The 25,113-nt window shown below is 59.0% G+C and carries 25 protein-coding genes, 1 tRNA gene and 3 pseudogenes; 17 read left to right on the forward strand and 12 right to left on the reverse strand.

From position 1 onward, the window contains the following. Both RTX98_RS02645 and RTX98_RS02650 read left to right on the forward strand, forming a co-directional pair. Positions 1 to 406, forward strand: a pseudogene (locus RTX98_RS02645) (branched-chain amino acid ABC transporter permease); the annotation flags it as partial. Next, positions 403 to 750, forward strand: coding sequence for an AzlD domain-containing protein (locus RTX98_RS02650; protein ID WP_312794376.1), 348 nt, complete (start codon positions 403 to 405; stop codon positions 748 to 750). The pseudogene RTX98_RS02645 and the gene RTX98_RS02650, both read left to right, overlap by 4 nt. Here RTX98_RS02650 and RTX98_RS02655 read toward each other — a convergent pair. From RTX98_RS02655 to RTX98_RS02670, 4 genes are all read right to left on the reverse strand, one after another. Then, positions 747 to 1,175 (reverse strand): HIT family protein, encoded by a 429-nt coding sequence (locus RTX98_RS02655; protein ID WP_312794378.1) that lies wholly within the window; start codon positions 1,173 to 1,175, stop codon positions 747 to 749. The genes RTX98_RS02650 and RTX98_RS02655 overlap by 4 nt on opposite strands. Before the next feature lie 76 nt (positions 1,176 to 1,251). Continuing rightward, entirely contained in the window at positions 1,252 to 2,451 is a 1,200-nt protein-coding gene (locus tag RTX98_RS02660) for a GNAT family N-acetyltransferase (protein ID WP_312794380.1), read from the reverse strand. A 66-nt stretch (positions 2,452 to 2,517) separates the two neighbouring features. Beyond that, positions 2,518 to 3,234, reverse strand: a complete 717-nt coding sequence (locus RTX98_RS02665) for a glycerophosphodiester phosphodiesterase (RefSeq protein ID WP_312794382.1) — start codon at positions 3,232 to 3,234, stop codon at positions 2,518 to 2,520. Beyond that, on the reverse strand, positions 3,231 to 3,695 hold the full coding sequence (locus tag RTX98_RS02670; protein ID WP_312794384.1) for a RidA family protein: 465 nt from the start codon (positions 3,693 to 3,695) through the stop codon (positions 3,231 to 3,233). Before RTX98_RS02670 ends, RTX98_RS02665 begins: the two co-directional genes overlap by 4 nt. 117 nt (positions 3,696 to 3,812) lie before the next feature. Between RTX98_RS02670 and RTX98_RS02675 the strand changes: the two genes are divergently transcribed. Beyond that, positions 3,813 to 4,670, forward strand: coding sequence for a cell envelope integrity EipB family protein (locus tag RTX98_RS02675; protein WP_312794385.1), 858 nt, complete (start codon positions 3,813 to 3,815; stop codon positions 4,668 to 4,670). On the opposite strand, the gene RTX98_RS02680 is transcribed toward RTX98_RS02675, so the two are convergent. Continuing rightward, positions 4,648 to 5,277 (reverse strand): MarC family protein, encoded by a 630-nt coding sequence (locus RTX98_RS02680; protein WP_312794386.1) that lies wholly within the window; start codon positions 5,275 to 5,277, stop codon positions 4,648 to 4,650. The genes RTX98_RS02675 and RTX98_RS02680 overlap by 23 nt on opposite strands. A 251-nt stretch (positions 5,278 to 5,528) precedes the next feature. Between RTX98_RS02680 and gyrA the strand changes: the two are divergent. Continuing rightward, a pseudogene (gyrA, locus tag RTX98_RS02685) lies at positions 5,529 to 8,230 on the forward strand (DNA gyrase subunit A). An 81-nt stretch (positions 8,231 to 8,311) separates the two neighbouring features. Here the strand turns inward: gyrA and RTX98_RS02690 are convergent. After that, on the reverse strand, positions 8,312 to 8,470 hold the full coding sequence (locus RTX98_RS02690) for a hypothetical protein (RefSeq protein ID WP_312794387.1): 159 nt from the start codon (positions 8,468 to 8,470) through the stop codon (positions 8,312 to 8,314). A 158-nt stretch (positions 8,471 to 8,628) separates the two neighbouring features. Here RTX98_RS02690 and coaD point away from each other — a divergent pair, with 158 nt between their 5' ends. The 6 genes and pseudogenes from coaD to tgt all read left to right on the forward strand — a co-directional run bounded on the left by coaD (position 8,629) and on the right by tgt (position 12,939). Then, complete coding sequence (gene coaD, locus RTX98_RS02695) at positions 8,629 to 9,129, forward strand: pantetheine-phosphate adenylyltransferase (RefSeq protein WP_312794388.1); 501 nt, start codon at positions 8,629 to 8,631, stop codon at positions 9,127 to 9,129. Positions 9,130 to 9,146: 17 nt separating this feature from the next. Beyond that, a complete protein-coding gene (locus RTX98_RS02700) occupies positions 9,147 to 9,737 on the forward strand; it encodes a peptidylprolyl isomerase (RefSeq protein ID WP_312794389.1) in 591 nt (196 codons plus the stop codon). A 51-nt stretch (positions 9,738 to 9,788) separates the two neighbouring features. Further along, positions 9,789 to 10,304, forward strand: coding sequence for a peptidylprolyl isomerase (locus RTX98_RS02705; protein ID WP_312794390.1), 516 nt, complete (start codon positions 9,789 to 9,791; stop codon positions 10,302 to 10,304). Between the two features lie 10 nt (positions 10,305 to 10,314). Then, positions 10,315 to 10,764 (forward strand): DMT family transporter, encoded by a 450-nt coding sequence (locus tag RTX98_RS02710; protein WP_312794391.1) that lies wholly within the window; start codon positions 10,315 to 10,317, stop codon positions 10,762 to 10,764. Beyond that, positions 10,764 to 11,855, forward strand: coding sequence for a tRNA preQ1(34) S-adenosylmethionine ribosyltransferase-isomerase QueA (queA, locus tag RTX98_RS02715; RefSeq protein WP_312794392.1), 1,092 nt, complete (start codon positions 10,764 to 10,766; stop codon positions 11,853 to 11,855). The genes RTX98_RS02710 and queA overlap by 1 nt, the downstream gene beginning before the upstream one ends. Further along, a pseudogene (tgt, locus tag RTX98_RS02720) lies at positions 11,852 to 12,939 on the forward strand (tRNA guanosine(34) transglycosylase Tgt). Before queA ends, tgt begins: the two are co-directional and overlap by 4 nt. On the opposite strand, the gene RTX98_RS02725 reads toward tgt, so the two are convergent. Further along, positions 12,936 to 13,670 carry a YoaK family protein gene (locus RTX98_RS02725; protein WP_312794423.1) on the reverse strand — a complete coding sequence of 245 codons (735 nt, stop codon included), beginning with the start codon at positions 13,668 to 13,670 and terminating at the stop codon, positions 12,936 to 12,938. The pseudogene tgt and the gene RTX98_RS02725 overlap by 4 nt on opposite strands. Positions 13,671 to 13,769: 99 nt before the next feature. Next, complete coding sequence (locus RTX98_RS02730; protein ID WP_312794394.1) at positions 13,770 to 14,183, reverse strand: DUF4864 domain-containing protein; 414 nt, start codon at positions 14,181 to 14,183, stop codon at positions 13,770 to 13,772. Between the two features lie 118 nt (positions 14,184 to 14,301). On the opposite strand from RTX98_RS02730, the gene RTX98_RS02735 reads away from it, so the two are divergent. From RTX98_RS02735 to RTX98_RS02755, 5 genes are all read left to right on the forward strand, one after another. Beyond that, on the forward strand, positions 14,302 to 14,538 hold the full coding sequence (locus tag RTX98_RS02735; protein ID WP_189502099.1) for an Lrp/AsnC ligand binding domain-containing protein: 237 nt from the start codon (positions 14,302 to 14,304) through the stop codon (positions 14,536 to 14,538). A 73-nt stretch (positions 14,539 to 14,611) separates the two neighbouring features. Beyond that, complete coding sequence (locus RTX98_RS02740; protein ID WP_416223052.1) at positions 14,612 to 16,024, forward strand: circularly permuted type 2 ATP-grasp protein; 1,413 nt, start codon at positions 14,612 to 14,614, stop codon at positions 16,022 to 16,024. Further along, a complete protein-coding gene (locus tag RTX98_RS02745; protein WP_312794397.1) occupies positions 16,025 to 16,966 on the forward strand; it encodes an alpha-E domain-containing protein in 942 nt (313 codons plus the stop codon). It begins immediately after the preceding gene. Positions 16,967 to 16,969: 3 nt separating this feature from the next. Continuing rightward, the gene (locus RTX98_RS02750; RefSeq protein ID WP_312794398.1) at positions 16,970 to 17,761 is read left to right on the forward strand and encodes a transglutaminase family protein; all 792 of its coding nucleotides are present in this window, start codon (positions 16,970 to 16,972) and stop codon (positions 17,759 to 17,761) included. A 30-nt stretch (positions 17,762 to 17,791) separates the two neighbouring features. Next, entirely contained in the window at positions 17,792 to 18,526 is a 735-nt protein-coding gene (locus RTX98_RS02755) for a proteasome-type protease (protein ID WP_312794400.1), read from the forward strand. 176 nt (positions 18,527 to 18,702) lie between these two features. Here the strand turns inward: RTX98_RS02755 and RTX98_RS02760 are convergent, their stop codons facing one another. Further along, positions 18,703 to 19,164 (reverse strand): BA14K family protein, encoded by a 462-nt coding sequence (locus RTX98_RS02760; protein ID WP_312794401.1) that lies wholly within the window; start codon positions 19,162 to 19,164, stop codon positions 18,703 to 18,705. Between the two features lie 177 nt (positions 19,165 to 19,341). Between RTX98_RS02760 and RTX98_RS02765 the strand changes: the two genes are divergently transcribed. Beyond that, positions 19,342 to 20,034 (forward strand): L,D-transpeptidase, encoded by a 693-nt coding sequence (locus RTX98_RS02765; RefSeq protein WP_312794402.1) that lies wholly within the window; start codon positions 19,342 to 19,344, stop codon positions 20,032 to 20,034. Between the two features lie 6 nt (positions 20,035 to 20,040). Here the strand turns inward: RTX98_RS02765 and RTX98_RS02770 are convergent, their stop codons facing one another. From RTX98_RS02770 to RTX98_RS02780, 3 genes are read right to left on the reverse strand one after another with little or no spacing between them, the layout of a single operon-like run. Next, positions 20,041 to 22,065 carry a response regulator gene (locus tag RTX98_RS02770; protein WP_312794404.1) on the reverse strand — a complete coding sequence of 675 codons (2,025 nt, stop codon included), beginning with the start codon at positions 22,063 to 22,065 and terminating at the stop codon, positions 20,041 to 20,043. 1 nt (position 22,066) lies between these two features. Continuing rightward, the gene (locus RTX98_RS02775; protein WP_312794406.1) at positions 22,067 to 22,510 is read right to left on the reverse strand and encodes a response regulator; all 444 of its coding nucleotides are present in this window, start codon (positions 22,508 to 22,510) and stop codon (positions 22,067 to 22,069) included. Then, positions 22,507 to 24,735, reverse strand: a complete 2,229-nt coding sequence (locus RTX98_RS02780; RefSeq protein WP_312794408.1) for an ATP-binding protein — start codon at positions 24,733 to 24,735, stop codon at positions 22,507 to 22,509. The genes RTX98_RS02775 and RTX98_RS02780 overlap by 4 nt, the downstream gene beginning before the upstream one ends. 264 nt (positions 24,736 to 24,999) lie before the next feature. Here RTX98_RS02780 and RTX98_RS02785 point away from each other — a divergent pair. Beyond that, positions 25,000 to 25,075, forward strand: a tRNA-Lys gene (locus tag RTX98_RS02785). Positions 25,076 to 25,113 lie beyond the last annotated feature (38 nt).

Genomic DNA, 25,113 nt, shown 5'->3' on the forward strand with positions numbered 1-25,113 from the left:
TACGCTTTATCTTCTGTCCCACTTCGTGGCCGTCACGTCCTGGGTGCTGGCCATGGCAAAGCTGCCGGACGTGCCACCGGCCAGGCGCACTGCCTTCTATTTCGGCTTGGGTTCGACGCTGACGCTCAGCAACATGGTTGTGGTCGGCAGTGTTTATGTTCTGGCCGACGCTCTGCCGCGCGAAATATCAGCGGCGCTGTTCATGCTGACGCCGATGTATTTCCTCACGTCGCTTTGGGGATCGGCCCGGGAATGGGCCACCAACCTGGCTATGGTGTTCGGCATCGTGCTTGGCCCGATCGCGCACGTTCTTGCGCCGAGCTTCGACCTGCTGATCGCCGGGTTCGGCGGAGGCATCGGCGCATATGTCATCTATCGTCTCGCGCATCGGAGACGAACGGCATGACCTACTTCTCCAATGACGCGTGGTGGTGGCCGTTTTTCTTCATCCTAATCGCAGGATGGCTGGCGACCGATGCCTGGCGCTACCTCGGCGTCTATTTAGGCGGCCGTATCCGCGATGACTCCGAGATGCTTGTGCTCGTTCGCGCGATCGCAACGGCGCTGGTTGCGGCCGTGATCGGCAATCTCATCCTGTTTCCTTCAGGAGAGCTGGCATCCACGCCGGCAGCGCTGCGTATCGGAGCCGCAGTGGCGGGGTTCGCCGCTTATCATATAGCCCGCAAGACGGTGATCGTCGGCATCATCGTTGCCGAGGCAATCCTTCTTGCGGGCCTGTACGCTCTTTAGTTTCCTAGAACGCCGATCATCTTCTCGGCGTTCACCGCAAGCACATCCGGCTTTTCCATCGTTCCGCTATGTGGCTTCAACGCAACGCCTTCGAAGCGCGGAATGACATGGAAATGCAGGTGATACACCGACTGGCCGGCCGCCGGTTCGTTGAACTGCTCGATCGTCACGCCATCCGCATCGAAGGCCTTCACGGCGGCCTTGGCGACATGCTGGACCGTCTGGATCAGGGTGGCGAGATCGCCGGCTGGGATGTCGAGCAAGTTGCGTGCCGATGCCTTGGGGATCACCACGCAATGACCTTCGCCGCGCGGCATGATGTCCATGAAGGCGAAGCTGTGATCGTCCTCGTAGATCCGGTGAGCCGGCAGATCGCCGCGCAGGATCTTGGCAAAGATGTTGTCGGGATCATAGGCAGCGGTCATCGGTCGGCCCTCGGTTGTTGCTTGGGCCAAGAGGGATAAGCAAGAAGCTCGGAAGCGTAAAGCGCCGAGCGTGCGCTTACTCAGACTTGCGGAACGGCGTTCGCTCTTCGAGATAGTCGCTCATGGCTTCCACATCACGACGCTCGCGGCGGAGGTAATCACCCACAGCTTTACGCAGGCCTGGGTGGGCGATGTAGTGGGCGGAATGCGTGGTCACCGGCACATAGCCGCGTGCAAGCTTGTGTTCGCCCTGCGCACCGGCCTCAACCACGCGCAACTTCCTGTTTATCGCGAAGTCGATGGCCTGATGGTAGCAGACTTCGAAGTGCAGGAAGGGATGATCCTCGATACAGCCCCAGTTGCGCCCGAACAGCGTATCTCCGCCGATGAAGTTGATGGCGCCGGCGATGTAACGGCCGTCGCGCTTTGCCATGACCAACAAGATGTCGTCCGGCATGCGCTCGCTGATCAGCGAGAAGAACATGCGGTTGAGATAAGGCCGGCCCCACTTGCGGCTGCCGGTGTCCATGTAGAAGGCGTAGAAGTCGTCCCAGACGCGCTCGGTCAGATCGCTGCCTGTCAGCCACTCGACCGAGATGCCGGATGCCAAGGCGGATTCGCGTTCCTTGCGGAGCGTCTTGCGCTTGCGCGAGGCGAGAGCATCGAGAAAGTCCGAATAGCTCGAATAGCCTTCGTTGAAGAAATGAAACTGCTGATCTGTGCGATGGAGAAAGCCGGCGCTCTCGAGCACAGCGACGTCTGCTTCGTTGGCGAAGGTGACGTGGGCGGATGAGGCGCCAAGCTGGTCGGTCAGAGCCTTGATGCCCTCGCCAAGTGCTGCCTGAATCGCATCCGGTGCGTAGTTACCGGCAACAAGCAGACGCGGTCCTGTGGCGGGCGTGAAGGGTACGGAGATCTGGAGCTTCGGATAGTACTGGCCGCCCGCGCGCTCAAAGGCGTCGGCCCAGCCATGATCGAAGACATATTCACCCTGGCTGTGTGACTTCAAATAACCAGCGACGGCGCCGAGCAGCGTGCCGTCTGGTGCTTCCAAGCGCAAATGCTGGCCCAGCCAACCGGTCTTGCGCGTGGCACAGCCAGAGTCTTCGAGGGCGCTGAGGAAGGCATAGGAGATGAATGGGTTGTAGGGCAGGGTGCCGACCTTCGACGCCCCATCGAAACTGCTCCATTCGGCAGCTGAAAACGCCTTGAGATCCGTCGCGACGCGGATCGTGATCTCACCGTCTTCTGCCATCTCGCCGCCAGCATCCGCCATCCCGCTCAACATACGCTTGGCGGATGCGAGAACAAGATGACGATGCGGCAGGAAAGACGGAAACGATCAGGCTTCAAAGCCCTCGAAAGTCATCTGATCAGCATGAGCAAAGGTCTTTGCCTTGGCCTGCTCGTTGCGGACCGTCCAGGTAATGACCGGCATATTTAGCTTCTCGCGCACGAAGGTGATGAAGCGATTCGGCAGATCATCGACGCCGTAGGACACGAAGTCGAAGCCGTGCGCCAGCATGGAAAAGTGTGCTTCCAGTTCGCTGTCCTCGCGGCCATAGGCTGTAAGGCCGGCCGGAATGCCTGGTGCATGCGTGCGGAACTGCCGGATCAGCCAATGATCAAAGGACATGATGGCGGCGGCTCCATCGTAGGCCTTCAGCTGTTCGGCAACCTTGCCAACCAGCCCGTCATCCTTGCCTTCGATGCCCTTAAGTTCGATCACCAAAGGCACGCGTCCGGCTACAAGAGCGAGAAGCTCAGCCAAGGTCGGCGGATGATCCTCGGTTTCGCCGATACGAAGGTTCTTTAGTTCTGCTGCCGTCTTTTCGAAGATCGAGCCTTCGATGCCGGTCAGGCGCTTCAGCTCATCATCATGGAAGACGATTGGCACGCCATCCGCCGAGAGATGCACGTCGCACTCGATCGTATATTGCCGCTCGATCGCAGCCTCGAACGCCGACAGCGTATTTTCCCAGCGGGTCTTGTTCAGGTCATGGTAGCCGCGATGGGCGATGGGTCGCGCGGTCAGCCAGCCAAGATCGATGGTGCTCATTCGACTTCCAGGACCGCCTCGATCTCGACCGGCGCGTTCAAAGGCAGCGCAGCAACGCCAACTGCCGAGCGCGCATGCTTGCCTTGATCGCCGAAGGCTGCGGCCAGGAAATCGGAAGCGCCGTTCGCGACCAGATGCTGCTCGGTGAAGTCCGGCGTCGACGCGACAAAGACGGTGATCTTAACCAGCCGCTTGATTCGGCTGAGATCGCCCAGAGCGGCCTTGGCCTGCGCCAGAACGTTGACGGCGCACCATTTGGCAGCAAGTTTGCCCGCCTCGGTTCCAAGCTCGCGACCAAGCAGGCCCATGGCCATCAGCTTGCCGTCCTTGAGCGGCAATTGGCCGGCCGTGAAGATCAGATTGCCTGTTTGGATAAAGGGCACGTAGTTCGCCGCGGGTGCTGCCGCTTCCGGCAGTGTGACACCGAGTTCCAGCAGCCGTTTTTCGATTGTGTCGCTCATCGTGGTCTCCTTATATGCAGCGTGTTCGAAGACGTAGCGGCTCGCTTCTGCCACGTTCCCCTTGTAGATACAGCCGGATTGTTGCGCATTTTCGTGCCCCGATCCAGGGAGAGGCCCATGCGGATTGTCCGCGCCGTTGTACCGACACTCGTTCTGCTGGCTCCGGTGGCCGCACAGGCGCAGGGCGCAGTCACGCTGATACCGCACCGCGCGGTTTACGACCTGAAGCTCGACAAGGCGACCGAACAGTCCGGCATCTCGAATATTTCGGGCCGCATGGTCTACGAGTTTAACGGTTCGCCGTGCGAAGGCTATACCGTCACCTTCCGCTTCGTGACCGAAATCGACACGGCTGACGCGTCACGTGTCACCGACCAGCAAACGACGACCTTCGAGGACGCCGAAGGCAAGACCTTCAACTTCGCGACGAAATCCTACATCGATCGCGCGCTCGACCGCGAGCTACGCGGTGCGGCCACTCGTCAGGCCGAAGCCGTCGACGTGAAGATCGAAAAGCCGCAGCCGAACGACATCAAGCTTCCAGCCACTCAGTTCCCGACCCAGCACATGATGGAGCTGGTGAACCGTGCGGAGAAGGGCGACACTTTCTATGAAACCACGCTGTTCGATGGCTCGGATGAAGCCGACAAGGTGATGACCACGACGATCGTCATCGGAAAGCCCACAAAGGAAAAAACCGGCGATCCGGAAGCCGGTCCGCTGAAGACCATGGCCGAAGATACTTACTGGCCGGTCGACATTGCTTACTTCGACCTGGTGGGCGAAGGTGGAGAGGAAACGCCGGATTATCGCACCAGCTTCAAGCTCCACGCCAATGGGCTGACGCGCGACCTCGTCATGGATTATGGAGATTTCTCGATGACCGGCACGCTGGTCAATCTCGACATGCTGGACAAGCCATCAAAGCCTTGCCCGGACGACAAGGCGGAGCCTAAGCCGCAACCAAAGCCCTGATCCCGTCGGCGACGAACTGAACGGCAAGCGCCGCGAGCAGAACGCCGAGCAGCCGCGTCAGGATCGACCGACCGGTTTCGCCGAGAAAGCGGTCGACGCGGTGGGCGAGAGCGAGCACCAAGGCGGTGATGGCCAAACAGGCCATCAGGATCCCGACGAAGGCAAGTTTTGCCAGCGGCGAGGTGAAGCCGCCTGAAAGCAGCACCGTAGCCGATATCGCCCCTGGCCCAGCGATCAGCGGGATAGCCAAGGGGAAGGCTGCGATGTTGCGGATCATGTCGCGCGTCACCGCCGTCGTAGCGCTTCGCTCGTGGCGTTCCTGGCGACGTTCGAAGATCATCTCGAATGCGATGAAGAACAGCAGCAGTCCGCCGGCCGTGCGGAACGCCGGCAGCGTGATGCCGAACATCGTCAGGATAACGGTTCCACCGAGCGCAAAAAGCGCCAGAATGGCAAAGCCGATGATGGACGCGCGGACGCCGACCTGGAGCCGCTCCGACCGGTTCATGCCGGCGGTGATGGCAAGAAACAGCGGCGCCAGACCGGGCGGATCGATCGTGACCAGGATCGTCACGAAGGCGTTGAAGGCGCTTTCAAACTCAGGCATTTCCGCTTCTTCTTCCCCCTAGCCGGGGTGTTGTTTCAACCAGGCTGAACCTGATTTGCCGATGTTTTTGCACACCGGCGCGACGCTTTTTTCGCCTGCCTCATAACAACTAGCAGCCACTAAAGCTATCACGTTGTTATTCCTCGCAATTTCGATCAGCTTTGCTGTGGGAATCGCTCCTGCCGGATTGGTGTCAGCAGACGAGTTCCTATATAAAAGACTGATGATTCCTAGCGATCGGTACTTCTAAGTTGACAGACCAAAGCACTCCGCGCGTCCCCGGCGACGGTGGCCCGAACGGCATAGAGCCGATCTCCATCATGGAGGAGATGCAGCGTTCGTATCTCGATTACGCCATGAGCGTGATCGTGAGCCGTGCGCTGCCTGATGTTCGCGATGGTCTGAAGCCTGTTCATCGCCGCATTATGTTTGCGTCCTATGACAGTGATTATCACTGGAACCTCACGGTGACGCCTCGATCTATGACGCCTTGGTCCGCATGGCGCAGGATTGGTCCCTGCGTGTGCCGCTGATCGACGGGCAGGGCAACTTCGGCTCGATCGACGGCGATAGCCCGGCGGCGATGCGCTACACCGAAGCGCGTCTCACCAAGGTCGCGCATGAACTTCTGGAAGACATCGACAAGGACACTGTCGACTTCCAGGACACGTATGATTCGTCCGGTTCCGAGCCGAAGGTTCTGCCGGCGCGCTTCCCGAACCTGTTGGTCAACGGTTCGGGCGGTATCGCGGTCGGCATGGCGACCAACATCCCGCCGCACAATCTTTCCGAGATCATCAACGGCACGATCGCGCTGATCGACAATCCGGCGCTCGATCTGACGGACCTGATGGACATCATTCCAGGTCCCGACTTCCCGACCGGCGCGCTGATCCTTGGTCGTTCAGGCATTCACTCCGCTTATTCCACCGGTCGCGGTTCGGTGCTGATGCGCGGGAAGGTTCACACGGAAACGATCCGCGGTGAGCGCGAAGCGATCATCGTCACGGAAGTGCCGTTCCAGGTGAATAAGGCCTCCATGATCGAGAAGATGGCCGAACTGGTGCGCGACAAGCGCATCGAGGGCATCTCCGACATCCGCGACGAGAGCGATCGCCAGGGCTATCGCGTGGTGATCGAGCTCAAGCGCGATGCCAATGCGGAAGTGGTGTTGAACCAGCTCTACCGCTTCACGCCGCTGCAAACTTCGTTCGGCTGCAACATGGTTGCGCTGAACGGCGGCAAGCCAGAAGTGCTCAACCTCATCGACATCCTCAAAGCGTTTATCGCTTTCCGCGAAGATGTCATCAGCCGCCGCACCAAGTACCTTCTGCGCAAGGTGCGTGATCGCGCGCATATCCTCGTGGGCCTCGCAATCGCCGTTGCGAATATCGACGAGGTGATTGCGCTGATCCGTCGGGCACCGGATCCGCAAACCGCGCGCGACCAGTTGATGGAGCGTCGCTGGCCAGCTCAGGACGTGGAAGCCTTGATCCGCCTCATCGATGATCCCCGCCACAAGATCAACGAGGACGGCACCTACAATCTGTCCGAGGAACAGGCCCGCGCCATTCTCGAGCTGCGCCTGCAGCGCTTGACCGCACTCGGACGCGACGAAATTGCGGACGAGCTGAATAAGATCGGCGCCGAAATTTCGGATTACCTCGACATTCTTTCGTCGCGTTTGCGCATCCAGACGATCGTCAAGGACGAGCTTGCTGCCGTTCGCGACGAGTTTGGCACGCCGCGCCGCACCGAACTCGTGGACGGCGGTGCGGACATGGAGGACGAGGACCTTATTGCCCGCGAGGACATGGTCGTCACCGTCAGCCATACCGGCTACATCAAGCGCGTGCCGCTTTCCTTGTACCGTTCCCAGCGTCGCGGCGGTAAGGGGCGTTCGGGCATGTCGACGCGCGACGAAGACTTCGTCACGCGGCTGTTTGTTGCGAACACCCATACGCCAGTGCTGTTCTTCTCCTCGCGCGGCATCGTCTACAAGGAAAAGGTCTGGCGCCTGCCGATCGGCAATCCGCAATCGCGCGGCAAGGCGCTGATCAACATGCTCCCGCTGGAACAGGGCGAGCGTATCACGACGATCATGCCGCTGCCGGAGGACGAGGATAGCTGGGGCAACCTGGATGTCATGTTCGCCACCACGCGCGGCACCGTCCGCCGCAACAAGCTGTCCGACTTCGTTCAGGTCAATCGCAACGGCAAGATTGCGATGAAGCTGGAAGAAGAGGGTGACGAAATTCTGGGCGTCGCGACCTGTACCGATAGTGATGATGTTCTGCTCACCGCAGCATCCGGCCAGTGCATTCGCTTCCCGGTCGGCGATGTTCGCGTTTTCTCCAGCCGCAACTCGGTTGGCGTGCGCGGCATCAATATGGCCGAGGACGATCGTGCGATCTCAATGACGATCCTGCATGGCGTCGAGTCGGAAGCTTGGGAACGGGTCGCTTATCTTCGCCGCGCTGCCAGTGAACGCCGTGCGCTCACTGGAGACGATGAGGAAATCGTTGCACCGACCGAAGATGTTGCCGTTGAAGGCGACCTTGCAGACGAACGTTATGAGGAACTGAAGTCATGTGAGGAGATGGTGCTGACCGTTACCGAACGTGGTTACGGCAAGCGCTCTTCGTCCTATGATTTTCGTGTCACAGGTCGCGGCGGCAAGGGAATCCGCGCCACCGACGTATCGAAGACTGCTGAGATCGGTCGACTGGTTGCAGCTTTCCCTGTGGAAACCACCGATCAGATCATGCTGGTTTCCAATGGCGGCCAAGTGATCCGGGTACCGGTGGAAGGCATCAGAATGGCGAGCCGAGCCACGAAGGGCGTCAAGGTCTTTGTCACGGCAAAGGATGAGCGCGTCGTGTCGGTCGAGCGCATCTCAGAGCCTCAGGTCGAGGATGGCGAGGACGCAGCGCCAGTTGCCGAGATCGAATAGCGAAATACGCTTTCGTTAGAACAAAAAAAAGGGACGCCCGAGCGGGCGTCCCTTTTTCATCTGCTGGAGGGCAGGGATTTCTTAGTTGAAGCGGTAAGGCTGCTGGAAGTTGGGGCCAAAGCGGTTCATGCGGTTGCGCTTCACCGTCTGCTTCACATGCTGTGCTTCCTGGTGGAGGCCGAACACGGTCGCGATCAGCATCGCAATGGTCATAGCGGCGGCGAGCATCAAGATCATCATGGCTTTGTTCTCCTGCTCCAAGAACACATTGATCTCTGATCGGTTCCAATCGGCCTTTACTTTCTTCAAAACAGCAATCGTCACGGTTCCGTGAGTTTGCTTGTGCGCGATCTCCGAACCCGTTTGCCTTTGTCCGGATGCCCGATTAGAAGCGCCCCATGACACAGCGCGTGGCCATCTATGCGGGATCGTTCGATCCTCTAACCAACGGACACCTTGATGTTCTCAAGGGCGCGCTTACCGTTGCAGACAACGTCCTGGTTGCGATCGGCGTCCAGGCTTCCAAGACGCCGCTCTTTTCGTTCGACGAGCGGGTGAAGCTGATCGAGACCGCTGCCCGCGACGAACTCGGTTCGACCGCAGAACGGTTGTCCGTGATTGCCTTTGAAGGTCTAGTCATTGCCACAGCGCGCAAGCATGACGCGGGAATCATGATTCGTGGACTGCGCGATGGCACCGATCTGGACTATGAAATGCAGATGGCGGGTATGAACGAAACCATGGCGCCGGAGCTGCAGACGATTTTTGTGCCGGCCAGCCCTTCCGTTCGCACAATAACTGCCACACTTGTCAGGCAGATAGCCGCGATGGGCGGCGATATTAGGCCCTTCGTCCCAGCTTCTGTCGCAGCCGCGCTGGAAGCCAAGTTCAAGAAATGATTTCGGGAGACAGTCTTATGCGCACGTTCAGGCTCGCTTCGCTGGCCCTTGCCTTAGCTTTGTCGTCGGCCGTTGGAAGCGCTCCGGCGCTTGCGGCCGGTCCTCAGGATACTCTTGTGCTGACCCTGAAAAACGGTGACGTGACCATTGCACTTCGGCCGGATATTGCACCGAAGCATGTGGAGCAGATCAAGACCTTGGTCCGGGAAGGCGCCTATGACAATGTTGCCTTTCATCGTGTGATCGAAGGCTTCATGGCGCAGACGGGCGACGTGCAGTATGGTGACCTAAAGGAAGGCTACAAGGCTTCGGCCGTTGGCACCGGCGGCTCGGAACTCCCGGATCTGCCGGCAGAGTTCTCGCAGGAACATTTCGTTCGCGGCACGGTCGGCATGGCGCGGTCTCAGAACCCGGATTCTGCCAATTCGCAGTTCTTCATCATGTTCGCCCCGGCACCTCCGCTGGACGGCGACTATACGATCGTCGGCAAGGTCGAGAAGGGCTTGGACCTGATCGACTCGATTAAGCGCGGCGATCCTTCGGATAATGGTTCGGTCTCCGAGCCTGATCGTATCGTCAAGGCGCGCATCGCTGCCGACGCCAAGTAACCAGATCAAGCAAGCGGCGCCGATCCCGGCGACCCACTAGAAGGAGCTCACATGGCTGAGATCAAGGATCCAGAAAACACGCTGGTGATGGAAACCACGAAGGGCAAGGTCGTTATCGAACTGTTCCCGGACCTGGCTCCCGGCCATGTAGGCCGCATCAAGGAACTTGCCCGTGAAGGTGCTTATGACGGCGTCGTGTTCCACCGTGTTATCGACGGCTTCATGGCGCAGACCGGCGACGTGAAGTTCGGCAACTCCACGACTTCCGGCTTCAATCCGTCGCGCGCCGGTATGGGCGGGTCGGAGAAGCCGGACCTGAAGGCCGAGTTCAACAACATGAACCACGGTCGCGGCACGTGCTCGATGGCCCGCTCGCAGAGCCCGAATTCTGCTAACTCGCAGTTCTTCATCTGCTTCGAAAACGCTGCCTTCCTGAACCGCCAGTACACCGTCTGGGGCCAGGTGATCGAGGGCATGGAGAATGTCGACCAGATCAAGCGGGGCGAGCCGGTGCAGGATCCCGACAAGATCACGTCGCTCAAGGTTGCGGCCGACGTCGCCGCCTGAGGCTTAATTTATGACGCAGTTGCTCTGGTCACTGCTCGGCATCGTGTCCGGAGCGCTCATCGCCTTTCAAGCCCCGATCAACACCCAGCTGGGTCGGGGCTTGGGCATGCCAATTGCGGCTGCCTGCATCTCGTTCCTTGCCGGAACACTGGTGCTCATTATCGCAACAGCCGTGATGACGCGCGTGCAGGGCACCGCGCCGAATTTCCGTGCGCCAGCACCCTGGCTATTCGTAGCCGGCGGTTTGCTTGGCGCCGTTTACGTCACAACGTCGATCCTGCTGATCCCGCGTCTTGGCGCGGCGGCGCTGATGGCATTCTTAGTGGCAGGACAGCTACTTGCCAGCATGTTTCTTGATCGCATCGGGTTCCTCGGTCTTGCCGTGCGTGAGATATCCATGGGCCGGATCATGGGCGCTCTACTCCTTTTGTCCGGCGCCTTGATGATCCGTTTCACCTGATGAAGGTGGATCTTTTCGACTTCGACCTGCCTGATGAGTCCATCGCGCTTCGGCCTGCTGATCCGCGCGACAGCGCGCGCATGCTCGTTGTCGGGCGGAATGTGGGCTTAGAGGACCGCAACGTTTTCGATCTGGCGAAGCTGCTGCGTGCCGGCGACGCCTTGGTATTCAACGACACCAAGGTCATTCCCGCTCAGCTGCACGGCATCCGCAGCCGAGGCGAGAATAAATGCGCGGTAGACGCGACGTTGCACATGCGCGTCGCAGCAGACCGCTGGCGGGCGTTTATGCGTCCGGCAAAGCGGCTTGCTGTGGGCGATCGCATTGCCTTCGGCCACTCCGCTGACACCTGCATGATCGGCGCATTGGACGCGACGGTCGTCGAGAAAGGCGAGGCGGGCGAGGTCGAACTCGCCTTCGATCTTGCGGGCGCTTTCCTCGATGAAGCGCTGCACACTGTCGGCCATATTCCTCTGCCGCCTTACATCGCGTCTAAGCGTCCTGAGGACGCACGCGACCGTTCCGATTACCAGACGATCTATGCGGATCAAGAGGGAGCCGTCGCCGCACCAACCGCCGGTCTGCATTTCACGCCGCAGCTGATGGCTGCTTTGGATGAAGCGGGCATCTCGCGCCATTTCGTGACTCTGCATGTCGGGGCAGGGACCTTTCTGCCGGTGAAGGCGGATGATACCGCCGACCACAAGATGCATGCCGAGATTGGGTTGGTGACGGAGGACGTGGCCGCTTCGCTGAACGCCGTGCGCGCTCGAGGAGGTCGGATCGTTTCCGTTGGCACAACCTCTCTGCGGCTGCTTGAAAGCGCGGCAGATGCAGATGGTTCAATCCAGCCGTGGCAGGGTCCTACAGACATTTTCATCACGCCGGGTTACCGCTTCCGCGCTGTGGACATCCTCATGACGAACTTCCATCTTCCGCGTTCGACGCTCTTCATGCTCGTGTCCGCCTTTGCAGGTTTCCAGACCATGCATGACGCCTATGCGCATGCAATCAGCGACAGCTATCGCTTCTATTCCTACGGCGATTCCAGCCTGCTGTTCCGTAATGACGATCAGGGCGTGCTGGCATGAGCGAGACCTTTCAGTTCGCGCTTAAAGCGACAGACGGCAACGCGCGCCTTGGCGCCATCACCATGCCGCGTGGCACCGTACGCACACCTGCCTTTATGCCGGTCGGCACGGCAGCGACCGTCAAGGCGCTGTATATGGATCAGGTGCGTGGAACGGGCGCCGACATCATTCTCGGCAACACCTATCACCTCATGCTGCGGCCCGGCGCCGAGCGTGTGGCGCGTCTGGGCGGGTTGCATGTGTTTGCCCGCTGGCCGCACCCGATTCTTACCGACTCAGGCGGCTTCCAGGTCATGTCACTGTCAAAGCTGCGCAAGCTGACGGAGCAGGGCGTGACCTTCCGCTCTCATGTCGATGGTGCACGCTATGAGATGTCGCCCGAACGGTCGATTGAGATCCAGGGCCTGCTTGGCTCCGACATTCAGATGCAGCTCGACGAATGCGTGGCACTGCCGGCGCCTTACGCGGATGTCGAGCGGGCCATGGAGATGTCGCTGCGATGGGCGGAGCGTTGCAAGACGGCCTTCGGCGACCAGCCGGGCCGTGCGATGTTCGGCATTGTACAGGGTGGGGCGGAGCCGGTTCTGCGCGAGCGCTCGGCATCAGCGCTCAAAGCTATGGATCTGAAAGGCTATTCGGTTGGTGGTCTTGCTGTCGGCGAACCGCAGCATGTCATGCTGGAAATGCTCGACGTGACATGCCCTGTCTTGCCTGCCGACAAGCCTCGGTGGCCCCCGGAATATACAAGTTTGACTGCGTGATGCCGACACGCGCCGGCCGGCATGGTCTTGCCTTCACCCGTCGAGGACGGGTGAACCTGCGCAATGCCAGGCATGCCGATGATCATCGACCGCTGGACGAGGAAAGCGACTGCCCGGCGGCCCGGGACTATTCCCGCGCTTACCTGCATCATCTCGTGCGCTCGCAGGAGGCGCTGGGCGCGATGCTGCTATCCTGGAACAACATCGCTTATTATCAGCATCTGATGCAGGGTATACGCAGTGCAATTGGCGAGGGTCGCTTCGTGGCATTCGCCGAGCATGCGACCGAAGGCTGGGCGCGCGGCGATATTCCGCCGCTCTAGGCCGTGGTTGACGAGCGGGTACGAAGAACCGCTCGCCAGCCAATCGCCAGCAGCAGGGCGGCCGCGACCAGCAGCGAGCCGGTGCCGATCAGCTGATACAACACCACGCCGCACACGCCGCCGAGCGAGAAGGCTGCAACCGTCTCGATGTGCAGCCGCAGGCGTGTGCGAATCTCGACGGCGTTCTCGCTCGGTTCGGTACCGCGTGCGATGTCGATCAGCATGCCCAAGCCGATGCCGATATCGGTCAGCATACCCGAGACATGGGTGGTACGAACGCGTGCTTGAGAGATCCGCGTCACCACTGCGTTCTGAAGGCCCATCAGGAAGCTAAGGCTGATCACTGTCAAATCGACGGAGGGCGGTCCGCCACGAAGTAGTTCGACGATGCCGACCGCAGCAAGAATAATGGCTTCAAGCAGGATGCTGTGGGCGTAGATGGCCGCGTTGCCGCGCCGGCGCCCGTCGTTGATCAGTAGCGTCGAAAGTGCCGACCCAGTGACGAAGGACAGCACGATCAGCAGGAAGAAGCCGGCTAATCCAAGATCCGCAATCGCCAGGTGATCGGATAGAAGCGATACATTCCCGGTCATGTTGGCCGCGAAGAAGCCGACCGCGTGGAAGGCGGCCGCGTTCAAGCCACCGGCGATAGCCGCCAACATCCCCGCCAATTGGCGATTGCGCAGACTGTCGCGAGCAGCCCCTTCCGTTACAAGCATGTCCAGCGCCACGATCAACGAGGCTCGCCCAGCCGAGTCTCACCCTTTCCCGTTCATCTCTAGCACTGCGGGCGACCAACCAAAAAGAAACCAGCTACATCAATTTTGCCGTTACGTGCTCAGCGTCCTGCCGGCACGCAGTGTGACGCTATTGATGAGCCAGCTTCCGTCCGGCTGCCGCTGCAGCGTGTAGGTGGCGACGTAGTCTTTTCCGTCCGCGCCGATGATCAGTACATCCTGCTGGATCTGGTCGCCCACCTCCTTCGAGCTGCGGAAAGCGTAATGCTCGGGATTGTGCACCATGGGATAAGCCTGGCGGACCATCGACATGAAGATCCCCATATTCGGAAATTTCATCCGCAACATCGGTGATGCGAAGGAGTAAGCCTCGGCGTCGCGGTTGCCACGAAATGCCGACATTTGACGCTGGATCACGCTTTGTGCTGCCTTGATTTCGGGTTCGCCTGCGAATGCAGACGCACTACCTGTTCCAAGTAGAAGGATAGCTATAAACAAGCGATGCACTGGTGTTCTCCCTTGTTCTACCTGAGTTTAGCGCGGACACTGGTCATTTCCGATTATGAGTTACGTGAGGAACCCGCGCTGGGTTTCGCGCGTATCGCATCAGACATCAGGGGGCGCGATGAAGGCGTTTTTTATTCAGATCAAATGTGAGCTCGGCAAAGCCTACGAAGTGGCGCGCGCCATCGCGGATGCCGAGTTGGCGTCCGAGGTTTATTCCACTGCCGGCGAGTTCGATCTGCTCGCAAAATTCTACATCGAGGACGGCGGCGACGTTGGCCACTTCGTTAACGAGAAGATCCAGATCCTACCGGGTATCCGCGATACGCGGACCATCGTCACCTTTCGCGCCTTTTAAGTTGCCAGACTAACGTCGTGCTTGCTTTTTAGCCGGGAACTCTCTGAAATGCGTGGAAGTAGGGAGTGGAAGCTTGGTTGCATTCGATGAGATGCGTCCGGAAAACAGCGGACTGCGTCAGCCATACCAGAAATACCAGGCTTGGCTCGACGAGCAGGATCCGGCCCGTCTCACGGAAAAGATGCAGGATGCCGAGCGTGTCTTTCGCAAGACCGGCATCACCTTTGCCGTTTACGGAGAAGATGCGGCAGCCGAGCGCCTGATCCCGTTCGATATCGTGCCGCGCATCCTATCCGGACAGGAATGGCGGCGCCTGATGCAGGGCATCGAACAGCGTGTACAGGCTCTGAACGCCTTTCTGGACGACATCTATCATCGCCAGGAGATCATCAAGGCCGGGCGAATCCCAAAGGAGCTGATCGCCAACAACGAGGCCTTCCTGCCAGAGATGATCGGCGTGCGGCCGCCAGCTGGCGTTTACACCCACATCATCGGCACGGATATCGTGCGTACCGGCGAAGACGAGTTCTTCGTGCTGGAAGACAATGCGCGCACACCCAGCGGCGTTTCCTACATGCTGGAAAACCGCGAAACGATGATGCAGCTCTTCCCCGAGCTGTTCCAGCGCATCAAGGTTAGGCCGGTCGCCAACTATCCGCAACTTCTGCGGCAATCGCTGGCTGCCGTAAAACCCGAGAACTGCGAAGGGTCGCCGCGCATTGCGGTTCTGACACCAGGAAGCTTCAACTCGGCTTATTTCGAACATGCGTTCTTGGCCGACCAAATGGGCGTCGAACTGGTCGAGGGGCAGGATCTGCGCGTCATCGATGGCCATGTCGCGATGCGAACGACGCAAGGGTACAAGCGAATCGATGTATTGTACCGCCGCGTTGACGACGCCTTCCTTGATCCGATGACATTTCGCCCTGACTCGGCGCTCGGCGTGCCGGGCATCATGGATGTGTACCGTGCCGGCAAGATCACGATCGCCAATGCGCCAGGCACGGGGATCGCCGACGACAAGGCAATCTACTCCTACATGCCGGAGATCATCGAGTTCTATACCGGTCGCAAGGCGCTGCTTCCGAATATCGAGACATACCGCTGCTCGGAGCCATCGAGCCTGTCTTACGTGCTCGAGCATCTTCATGAGCTGGTGGTCAAGGAAGTGCATGGCTCTGGCGGATACGGCATGCTGGTCGGCCCGGCGGCGTCGAAGAAGGAGAGGGAGGCTTTTGCCGAAAAGCTCAAAGCCAGACCCTCAAACTACATTGCCCAGCCCACGCTTTCGCTTTCCACCGTGCCGATCCTGACCGAAGCTGGTCTCGCTCCACGCCATGTCGATCTGCGGCCCTTCGTGCTCGTCTCGGACCGCATCCAGATCGTACCTGGCGGACTTACGCGCGTGGCGCTGAAGGAAGGCTCGCTCGTGGTCAATTCCTCGCAAGGCGGTGGCACCAAAGACACCTGGATCCTGGACGATTAGATGCTGCTCGGACGCACCGCCAACGGTCTTTACTGGATGAGTCGCTATATCGAGCGCGCCGAAAACATGGCGCGCTTGCTGGATGCGGGCTTGCGCCTGGCACTGACGCAAACCACCAGTTCGGCCGAGGAATGGACATCCTTGGTTGTGAGCGCGGGGGCAGAAGCCGCGTTTCGCGAACGGCACGACGAATTTACTGCCGCCACAGTCTCGGACTTTCTGCTGCGCGACACCTCCAACCCATCCAGCGTGGTGTCGTCCATTGAAACGGCGCGCATGAACGGGCGAATGGTGCGAACGGCACTGACCCGGGAATGTTGGGAAAGCCTGAACGAAGCCTGGATGTCGCTGAAGCGGCTCCTCGCCAATCCGATCGACGAGCGAGAGTTGCCGAGCGTTCTCGACGCGATCAAGCGGGACACGGCGCTGTTCCGTGGCTCCTTCCAGGGCACGATGCTGCGCAACGAGATCTACAATTTCGCGTCGCTCGGTACGCTCGTCGAACGCGCCGACAACACCGCGCGCATTCTTGACGTCAAATACTATGTTCTACTGCCCTCAGTGCACTGGGTCGGCTCGTCGCTGGACAACTACCAATGGGAGTCGATCCTGCGCTCGGTTTCGGCCCACCGGTCCTATCGCTGGGTTTACGAAGCCGACTACAAGCCGACGCTCATTGCCGACTATCTAATCCTCAATCCCCGCATGCCCCGCTCGCTGGCCTTCTGCTATCGCGGCATCGTCGAGGATTTGCGGCAACTATCGGAAGATTACGGTTTGCAGCATCCGAGCTATGACATCGCGGTCAAGGTGCTGGAGCGGCTGCAGGTCGGCTCCATCAAAGATGTCTTCGACTACGGGCTGCACGAGTATCTCGAAGGCTTCATCGATGACAATGCGCGCTTCAGCCAGGCTGTAGCCGACAATTACCGGTTCACCTGATCGATGCGCCTGAAGATCACCCACAAGACCGAATACGCCTACGATCAGCCGAATGCCTATGCCTTACAGCGCCTGAGGCTGATCCCCACAGATGGTCATAGCCAGCGTGTTCTCAGTTGGTCGCTCGATATCAGCGGTGCGACGGAAGAGGCCGGTTACACGGATGCGTTCGGCAATGTCACGCGTCTGGTCAGTGTTGATTCGGGGGAGACAAGTCTCAGCGCAACGGCAACTGGCGTAATTGAGACGATCGATCGATCGGGCGTCTCGGGTCCTCATCGCGGCTACACGCCCCTTTGGCTGTTCAGGCAGGAAACGCCGCTAACCGTGGCTGGCGATGCGATCAAGGCGCTTGTCGCCGATGTTGACGATGGTGCGCCCTTGCAGCGGATGCATGCGCTGCTTCAACTGATCGTTGAACGTGTGGCTTACGAGAAAGGCAGCACGACCGTTTCTACGACGGGCGAAGAAGCTGCTCGCAAGGGGGCCGGTGTCTGCCAGGATCAGGCGCATATATTTGCGTCCGCCGCACGGCTTTTGGAAGTACCTGCTCGCTATGTCAGCGGCTACCTCATGTCGGAAGGCGATAAACACGCCGCCAGCCATGCCTGGGCGGAAGTGCATATCGAGGGTCTCGGCTGGGTCGCCTTCGATCCAGCCAATGGCATTTCGCCTGATGAACGATATGTCCGCCTGGCAACGGGCCGCGATTACAACGATGCCTGTCCTGTTTCCGGCTTCAGGCTGGGAGAAGCGGTAGAACGCCTTGAAGTTCACGTCACAGTCGAGCAGTAATCTGCTCGACCTTCGTTGGATTGGACTTTCATGACTTATTGCGTCGGCCTCAAGATCGATCGCGGCCTGGTGTTCATGTCCGACACCCGCACAAACGCCGGCATCGACAACATTTCCACCTTCCGGAAGATGCATGTCTGGGAAGAGCCGGGCGAGCGCGTCATCGTACTGATGTCGGCCGGTAATCTCGCAACCACACAGGCCGTCGTGAGCATGTTGGACGAACGTTCGAAGGCTGCCTCAGACCGAGTCGGCACGCTTCTCGAAGCGCCTTCGATGTTCCAGACAGCAAAACTGGTCGGCGACACGGTGAAGGAGGTCATCAAGACATCGTCGCCGGACGGGCAGACCGCCGATTCGTATTTTAACGCTTCGATCATCTTGGGCGGACAGATCAAGGGTGGCGAGCCTCGTCTGTTCTTGATCTATCCGGAAGGCAACTTCATCGAAGCCGGGGAAGACACTCCTTTCTTCCAAATCGGCGAAACGAAATACGGCAAGCCGATCATCGTGCGTGCCTACGATCCTGCGATGAGCTTTGCCGAAACAGCCAAGCTCCTGATGGTCTCTTTTGATTCAACGCTGAAGTCGAACCTGTCCGTCGGTCTGCCGCTCGACATGATGTTCTATGAGCGCGACACGATGCGGGTTGGTTTTCGCAAGCGGATCGGGGGGGACGATCCGTACTACCGCGCGGTGTCCGATGGTTGGTCGAATGCTTTGAAAGCGGCGTTCAGCAGCCTGCCTGAATTTATCGAAGACTGATTTCGGCCTGAGCAAGAAGGCTTTGCCAAGAAGTTGCGATGCGAGCGTCATTTCTCCCAACGATGGATGATGCCACGCGCAGTGCGAAACTTGAAGGTTGGCGCAATGCCGGGTCGTGCACGCTGAGCAAGAGTTCATAAGGAAAAGGGTCTCCGAAGAGGCCCTTTTTTAGATGATCAATACGGCGAATTGCACTGGCGCCGCGGGCCATTGTTCGGCTGGAACGTGTTGTCCGAAGCGCGATACGATCGATACCGATCGTAGCACCACTGAACATGGCTGCTGCCAGAGCGTACACGCGGTGCGGACTGCGAATTGGCAATCGCGCCTCCGATGATTGCGCCGCCGAGGAAGGCCTCAGCCGGATACCAGGAGTTACCATGCCGGCGATAGCCGTGGCGGTAATGGCGGTAGCCTCGGTGACCATTGTAGTAGTCGCGGCCGCGACCATCGCGATAATAACCTCGGTGACCGCCATGACGGCGATGTTGCACCTGAACTGGCTGCTCAGCGACGTTCTTGCTCACAGGAGCCGACGGGCGTTCAACCTGCATCGCTGCCTGAGCAGGAACGAAAGTTGTGGCCGCCATCATGGCGGAGATAGCCGCAGCGCCTACGGATTTCCAAATCTTGTTCATGTTGCCTCCTGAGCAAATGCATTGGTCCCTATGGATCTCAAAACGATGGAGCATTCATTCTGTTCCCTTTGAGTGTTCTGGTCACGCAATCGAGATCATCCAGCACGATCAAGTTCATAACGATTCATCAACCATGTTCGCGCATGGTCGCTCATCATCGGGCTTGGAGAGTATCCTGTGAGCGAAGTGGTTTCTCGGCGAGGCGTGCTCGCAGGCTTGGGGCTAGTCGGTCTAGCCGGTTGCAGCCGCAGCATCGATATGTCTGCCTTCGATATGGATTTCAGCCCGACTGGTACGATCAGGCCTAAAGTCAGCGTCGAACGATCCCTGGGCGGATATCAGGCAATGTACGGGTCTATGCAGGATGGTCCCTTCGTCCTGCCTGCCGTTCCCTATGAGAAAGTACCGCGAGAGTTCCGCCGTCAGGTCGTCCAAGACCCGACTGGCGAGGCACCAGGCACGATCGTCGTGAACTTGCAGGAGCGCCACCTGTATTTCGTACAGCCGGGTGGCGAAGCCATTCGTTACGGCGTCGGCATCGGCAAGGAAGGCTTCCTTTGGTCCGGCCGTGCGGTCATTCAATACAAGAAGGAATGGCCGACCTGGACGCCGCCGCGCGAGATGATCGCGCGCAAGCCTGAGCTCGTAAAATGGGCAGGCGGACAACCGGGCGGGCTGGACAATCCGCTCGGTGCTCGTGCGCACTACATCTACAAGGACAATGTCGATACCGGCTATCGCGTGCATGGCTCGCCGGAATGGTGGACCATCGGGCAGGCCATGTCATCCGGATGCGTCCGCATGATCAATCAGGACGTGATCGACCTGTATAATCGCGTGCAGAACAAGGCGACGATCGTCGTCGGCTGATGCGCCTCACGCGGTGCCGGAGAACTCCATCTTCAGCATCGCATTCACCTTCTCGCCGAACCTGTCGAGATCGAAGGGTTTGGCGACCATGTCCATGCCAGGCGCCAAGAAGCCCTGGCGGCTGGTTGCACCTTCGGCATAGCCAGTCGCGAACAGCACTTTCAACTCCGGACGAAAGGTGCGGGCACGTTCCGCCAATTCGCGGCCGTTCATGCCGGGCAAGCCGACATCGGTCAGCAGGAGATCAATGGTCTGATCGCTGTCGATGATCGATAGCGCGCGCTGTGCATCATTGGCTTCGATCGTCTCATAGCCGAGGTCGTTTAGGTAATCGACGATCAGCATCTGAACGAGAACTTCATCCTCGACCACCAGGATGGTTCCGCTGCCCGTTGCGACCGTCATTTCTTCGTCCTCACTATCGTCGGCCTCCGCAACGACACTGGTGTCGCGAGGCATGTAGATTTCCACTGTCGTGCCCTCATCAGGCGCCGACAAGATGCGTGTATGTCCGCCGACCTGCTTGGCGAAGCCGAAGATCATCGAAAGACCAAGTCCAGTTCCCTGGCCGATGGGCTTCGTCGTGAAAAACGGGTCGAACGCCTTATCGATCACGGATTGCGGCATGCCGGTGCCCGTATCGCTCACGAGGATCTGAACGTAATCTCCCGGCGCAACACCGAAGCTCGTTGCCTGTGCCAGGTTGAGCTTCGTGTTCAACGTCGAAATTGTCAGCTGACCACCGTTCGGCATGGCATCGCGAGCATTGATGGCCAAATTGAGAACGGCGCTTTCAAACTGGTTCCGATCAGTCAAAGCCGGCCACAAGCGCGGCTCTAGCTTCGTTTCAACATTGATGCTGTCGCCAATCGTTCTTTGCAGAAGCTCGAGCAATGACGAGATTCGCTCGTTAAGATCGGTCCGCTCCACGTCCAGCGATTGGCGACGCGAAAAGGCGAGAAGCCGGTGCGTCAGCGCAGCCGCGCGATCAGCGGATGACGTGATGATATCGATGTAGCGATTTGTTTCATCCATCTTGCCCGTCGCTAGACGCTTGCGCAGAAGATCCGCTCCGCCCTTGATCCCGGCCAGCATGTTGTTGAAGTCATGTGCGATACCACCGGTCAGTTGGCCTATGGCTTCCATCTTCTGGGATTGACGCAGCGCTTCTTCTTTCTCCGCCAATTCGCGCGTGCGTGCTTCAACCTCGGCTTCGAGCATGTCAGTTGCCAGGCGAATGCCAGACACGTCGATGGCGCAACCGACGTGACCGACAAACCGGCCCGACCCGCTATAGCGTGGCGCTGCTTCACAGCGCAGCCAACGCGTATGTCCGTCGCCGTCGATGACACGGACCTCAACGCTCAGTACAGCGCGACGCTGAAGCGCTTCCTGATTGGCAGCGGTGAAGGCAGGAAGATCATCCGCCAGAATCAGCGTCGCCCATCCACCATCCATCATCTCCGGGATCGTGGTGACGAAGTCGGTTTCAAAACGTCGGTTGACGAAGGTGAAGCGACCGACCTCATCGGTCGCCCAGATCAGGGCAGGGGCGCTATCCGCCATCAACTGAAAGCGGTGCTCGCTTTCCTGTAAGGCGAGCATTGCCGTTTCACGATCCCGCCGCGCTCGCGCTTCATCAAGCGCACGCTTGGCGACGCCGGGTATGCGCCCGAGATCGCGTTTCGTGACATAATCCGTGGCGCCGGCACGTACGGCTTCCGTCGCGAACTTCTCGCCGATGACGCCGGAGATGAATATAAATGGCACGTTCGGCGCCAGCATCGTTGCGACACCGAACGCTTCCAGCCCAGTGAAATCCGGCAGCGAGTAATCCGAGAAGATCAGATCATACCGAGAGGCGCCCAAAGCCGTTTCGAAATCGCGGCGGATGACCGCGCGATCAATCCTGGTGTCCGGGCCTAGCTTAAGAATTTGACGTGTGATCAGGTCGGCATCGATGCTGCTGTCTTCCAGCAACAGGATGCGGGCGCCTGGTTCCAATGAGTCGGCCAAAACACTTTGCTGCATCTTAAGTTTGCCTGGCCGGGAACGGCTCATTCAGAACAGCCCAGACCATTCCGAGATGGCGGATCGCTTCGAAGAACGCGTTGAATTCAACCGGTTTCACAACAAACGAGTTCACGCCGCTGCTGTAGCTGCGCACCACATCGCTTTCTTCCCGAGACGAGGTCAGCATAACCATTGGAATGTTGCGGTGCTCAGGATGCGCTTTGACCCGCTCCAGAACTTCGAGGCCGTTGACCTTCGGAAGCTTGAGGTCGAGCAAGACAACGGCAGGCGGCTCGGGATCGCGACCCGCGAACTCGCCTTCACAAAAGATGTAATCGAGCGCCTGAACGCCATCGCGCGTGACGATGACTTGGTTGGCAACTTGGCTGCGCGTGAGTGCTGCGAGTGTCAGTTCCACATCTGCGGGATTGTCTTCCACTAAGAGGATCGGACGCAGGTTCATTTGGCCGCACGCCCCTTTTTCGGCTTCGGAAGCGTAAAGCTGAACGATGCTCCCTCATTGAGCTTGCCTTCCGCACGGATAGATCCGCCGTGCCGATCGATGATCCGCTTGGTCAGCGCCAAGCCAATGCCGGTGCCTTCGAAATCTTCGATATGATGAAGCCGCTGGAACACCTGGAACAGCTTGCCGCCATAGGCCATGTCGAAGCCGACGCCATTGTCCCGCACTGTGTAAACAGTGGTATCGCGTTCCTCGTGGCCCTCAATCTCAATGATCGCAGGGTCGCGGTCGCGCGTGTACTTCACCGCATTGTCAGCCAGATTGTAGATCGCCTGGCGAACAAGGGCAGCGTCGCCATAACCGTCCGGCAGGGTGCCGATGCGCCATTCGATACGACGCTCTTCGGTCATGTTGTCAAAGCTGCGGCGCACCTCGCCGGCCACTTTCTGCATGTCGATCGACGACATGTTCAAGCTGGCGCGTCCAAGCTGAGAAAACCGGAGAAGGTCGTCGACTAACTGACCAGCGGACAGAGCTGCATTGGAGATACCGGTCAGATAATGGCGCGAGATCGACTTGAGCTCCGTCTCTTCCTCATCGAGCAGCTGCGCATAGCCTAGGATATGACGGAAGGGCGCGCGCAGATCATGTGAGATCGAATAGGAAAATGATTCGAGTTCCTTGTTGGAGCGCTGCAGCTCTTCCGTCAGCTCTGCACGCTCCTCAGCTCGCTTAAGCACGAAATTGACGACGGCATTTCGGAACTCGGCTGCAGATTGAACCTCTGCAGTCGTCCATTGCGCGGAGTGGTCACGCACATTTTCTTTCCAGGTCTCGAAGGATTTGCGCGGGTGAATGCGCATATCGACTTCGCTGACCGAAGGCTTCTTTGGATCGCCGCCCCAGTTGACCGTGCGAACCACTTCCGGACGAAACCACATGATGAAGCTCGGATGCAGGCTGGAGATCGGCACTGCCAGCAAGCCGCTTGCCACATCAGAGATGGCACTGCCTCCGGACCACACAGCTGCCAGGTTGTCGGTAGAATAAGGCCCGTCGAGCTTCAGGCCGTGCAGCCAAGTGGCAAGCTCGCGCATGGCTGTGCTCGGAGGAACGCTGCCGGTTGCCAGAACCATGTCTTCTGTGATCACCGACGCGCCCTGCGCATTGGTGATGCCAAGCCACTGACGGGGGCGCTCAACCAAGCCTTGCTGGAAACTCGCTGCACGGCTGACATAAGCAATCAGTTCCGTCTCGATCTGCTTAAAACCAAGACGCTGCCTGCTCTCATTCGTCCGATCGAAGCCGGCAATCTGTTGCGAAACGATGCGGCCAAGGAATTCAGCAGCGTTGCGTACCGGCGGAGGGACATGCAACGGCTCGGCATTGTGGCAGGAAATAAGTCCCCAGAGCTTCCCATCCACGATCAGCGAGATCGACATGGACGCAGCTGTACCCATGTTGCGCATATATTCGAGATGGATAGGCGACACACTGCGCAGCGCAGAACTGCCGAGATCGGTCGGCTGCCTGTCAACCGGCGAAAATGTCGGCACCAAAGGAACAGGCTCATAGGTCGCACTCGGGATCAACCGAATGCGGTTTTGCAAATACAATTCACGCGCCTGGACCGGAATATCCGTCGCCGGAAATCTAAGATCGAGGTAGGAGGGCAGGGTCCCGTCGCCATCTTCGGCGATGACCGTACCATCCCATTGCTCATTGAAGCGGTAGATCATGACCCGGTTGAAGCCGGTCAGATCGCGAACCTCGTGCGCCACCGCATCCGCCAGTTCCAGCGTGCCCTGGTAGCTTTCAGCATTATCGACGAAGCGCCGAAGCCTTGCATAATGCGCTTCATTACCACCATGAGCCGAAGCCGGCTCGAATTCGAGCATCAATCCTTGTGGCGTCCGCTGCGCCGACACATGATGCCGGTTGTTACCGATCAAGATCGACTGTTCGAACGAGTCGTCCGGGCGCTTCAACCAGGCCGTCAGGTCGCTATGCAATGACGCGAAAGCGCCCGGCTCGATGACCTTCGAGCCACCGTCATTAACGATCAATCCACCGAGAACAGCATCCACGTTTGCGCTGTATTGCAGAACGGCGAAGTCAGCTTCATCCAGGAAAAGTAAGGCTCCATGGGGCTGAATTCCGCCGGGAATGCGGATCGGCTCTTGCGCACAAAGGTCGAGCGCCGGCAACTCCGAGGCATCAGGCAAATTCTAGTTCCATGTTATAGAAGCCACTGAACAATATTCAAACTAACTAATACTTCGAGCCGAAGGCTGCGGGTGATTTGCGGCATATGTAGGCCAAGCACTGCGCATGGAAATAACGGCACTGAAATTTCATGACATGTGATGACAAGCGTGCGGCAGTTCACAGCCTATCGCATCTTCCTACAAAAGTCGTGAATCGGCGGTTGACCGCTACCAGGGCGCTGAATATGGTCCGCCGCACTTTCGGACCGCTTCGCGGCTCCCGGGCGCGTAGCTCAGTTGGTAGAGCAACGGACTTTTAATCTGTAGGTCATGGGTTCGAGTCCCATCGCGCTCACCACTTCAAAACAGCTCGTTCGACCCACAGGATCGTGACGC

Origin of the sequence: Tianweitania sp. (assembly GCF_032053605.1) — a bacterium.
Classification (GTDB): domain Bacteria; phylum Pseudomonadota; class Alphaproteobacteria; order Rhizobiales; family Rhizobiaceae; genus Tianweitania.

Coding starts and splice junctions, on each gene's coding strand:
- RTX98_RS02660 (WP_312794380.1), bottom strand. CDS start 2,451: ATGGCGGATGCTGGCGGCGAGATGGCAGAAGACGGTGAGATCACGATC.
- coaD (WP_312794388.1), top strand. CDS start 8,629: ATGACACAGCGCGTGGCCATCTATGCGGGATCGTTCGATCCTCTAACC.
- RTX98_RS02655 (WP_312794378.1), bottom strand. CDS start 1,175: ATGACCGCTGCCTATGATCCCGACAACATCTTTGCCAAGATCCTGCGC.
- RTX98_RS02735 (WP_189502099.1), top strand. CDS start 14,302: ATGAAGGCGTTTTTTATTCAGATCAAATGTGAGCTCGGCAAAGCCTAC.
- RTX98_RS02755 (WP_312794400.1), top strand. CDS start 17,792: ATGACTTATTGCGTCGGCCTCAAGATCGATCGCGGCCTGGTGTTCATG.
- RTX98_RS02680 (WP_312794386.1), bottom strand. CDS start 5,277: ATGCCTGAGTTTGAAAGCGCCTTCAACGCCTTCGTGACGATCCTGGTC.
- RTX98_RS02650 (WP_312794376.1), top strand. CDS start 403: ATGACCTACTTCTCCAATGACGCGTGGTGGTGGCCGTTTTTCTTCATC.
- RTX98_RS02700 (WP_312794389.1), top strand. CDS start 9,147: ATGCGCACGTTCAGGCTCGCTTCGCTGGCCCTTGCCTTAGCTTTGTCG.
- RTX98_RS02760 (WP_312794401.1), bottom strand. CDS start 19,164: ATGAACAAGATTTGGAAATCCGTAGGCGCTGCGGCTATCTCCGCCATG.
- RTX98_RS02750 (WP_312794398.1), top strand. CDS start 16,970: ATGCGCCTGAAGATCACCCACAAGACCGAATACGCCTACGATCAGCCG.
- RTX98_RS02665 (WP_312794382.1), bottom strand. CDS start 3,234: ATGAGCACCATCGATCTTGGCTGGCTGACCGCGCGACCCATCGCCCAT.
- RTX98_RS02690 (WP_312794387.1), bottom strand. CDS start 8,470: ATGATGATCTTGATGCTCGCCGCCGCTATGACCATTGCGATGCTGATC.
- RTX98_RS02745 (WP_312794397.1), top strand. CDS start 16,025: ATGCTGCTCGGACGCACCGCCAACGGTCTTTACTGGATGAGTCGCTAT.
- RTX98_RS02775 (WP_312794406.1), bottom strand. CDS start 22,510: ATGAACCTGCGTCCGATCCTCTTAGTGGAAGACAATCCCGCAGATGTG.
- RTX98_RS02770 (WP_312794404.1), bottom strand. CDS start 22,065: ATGCAGCAAAGTGTTTTGGCCGACTCATTGGAACCAGGCGCCCGCATC.
- queA (WP_312794392.1), top strand. CDS start 10,764: ATGAAGGTGGATCTTTTCGACTTCGACCTGCCTGATGAGTCCATCGCG.
- RTX98_RS02670 (WP_312794384.1), bottom strand. CDS start 3,695: ATGAGCGACACAATCGAAAAACGGCTGCTGGAACTCGGTGTCACACTG.
- RTX98_RS02675 (WP_312794385.1), top strand. CDS start 3,813: ATGCGGATTGTCCGCGCCGTTGTACCGACACTCGTTCTGCTGGCTCCG.
- RTX98_RS02705 (WP_312794390.1), top strand. CDS start 9,789: ATGGCTGAGATCAAGGATCCAGAAAACACGCTGGTGATGGAAACCACG.
- RTX98_RS02710 (WP_312794391.1), top strand. CDS start 10,315: ATGACGCAGTTGCTCTGGTCACTGCTCGGCATCGTGTCCGGAGCGCTC.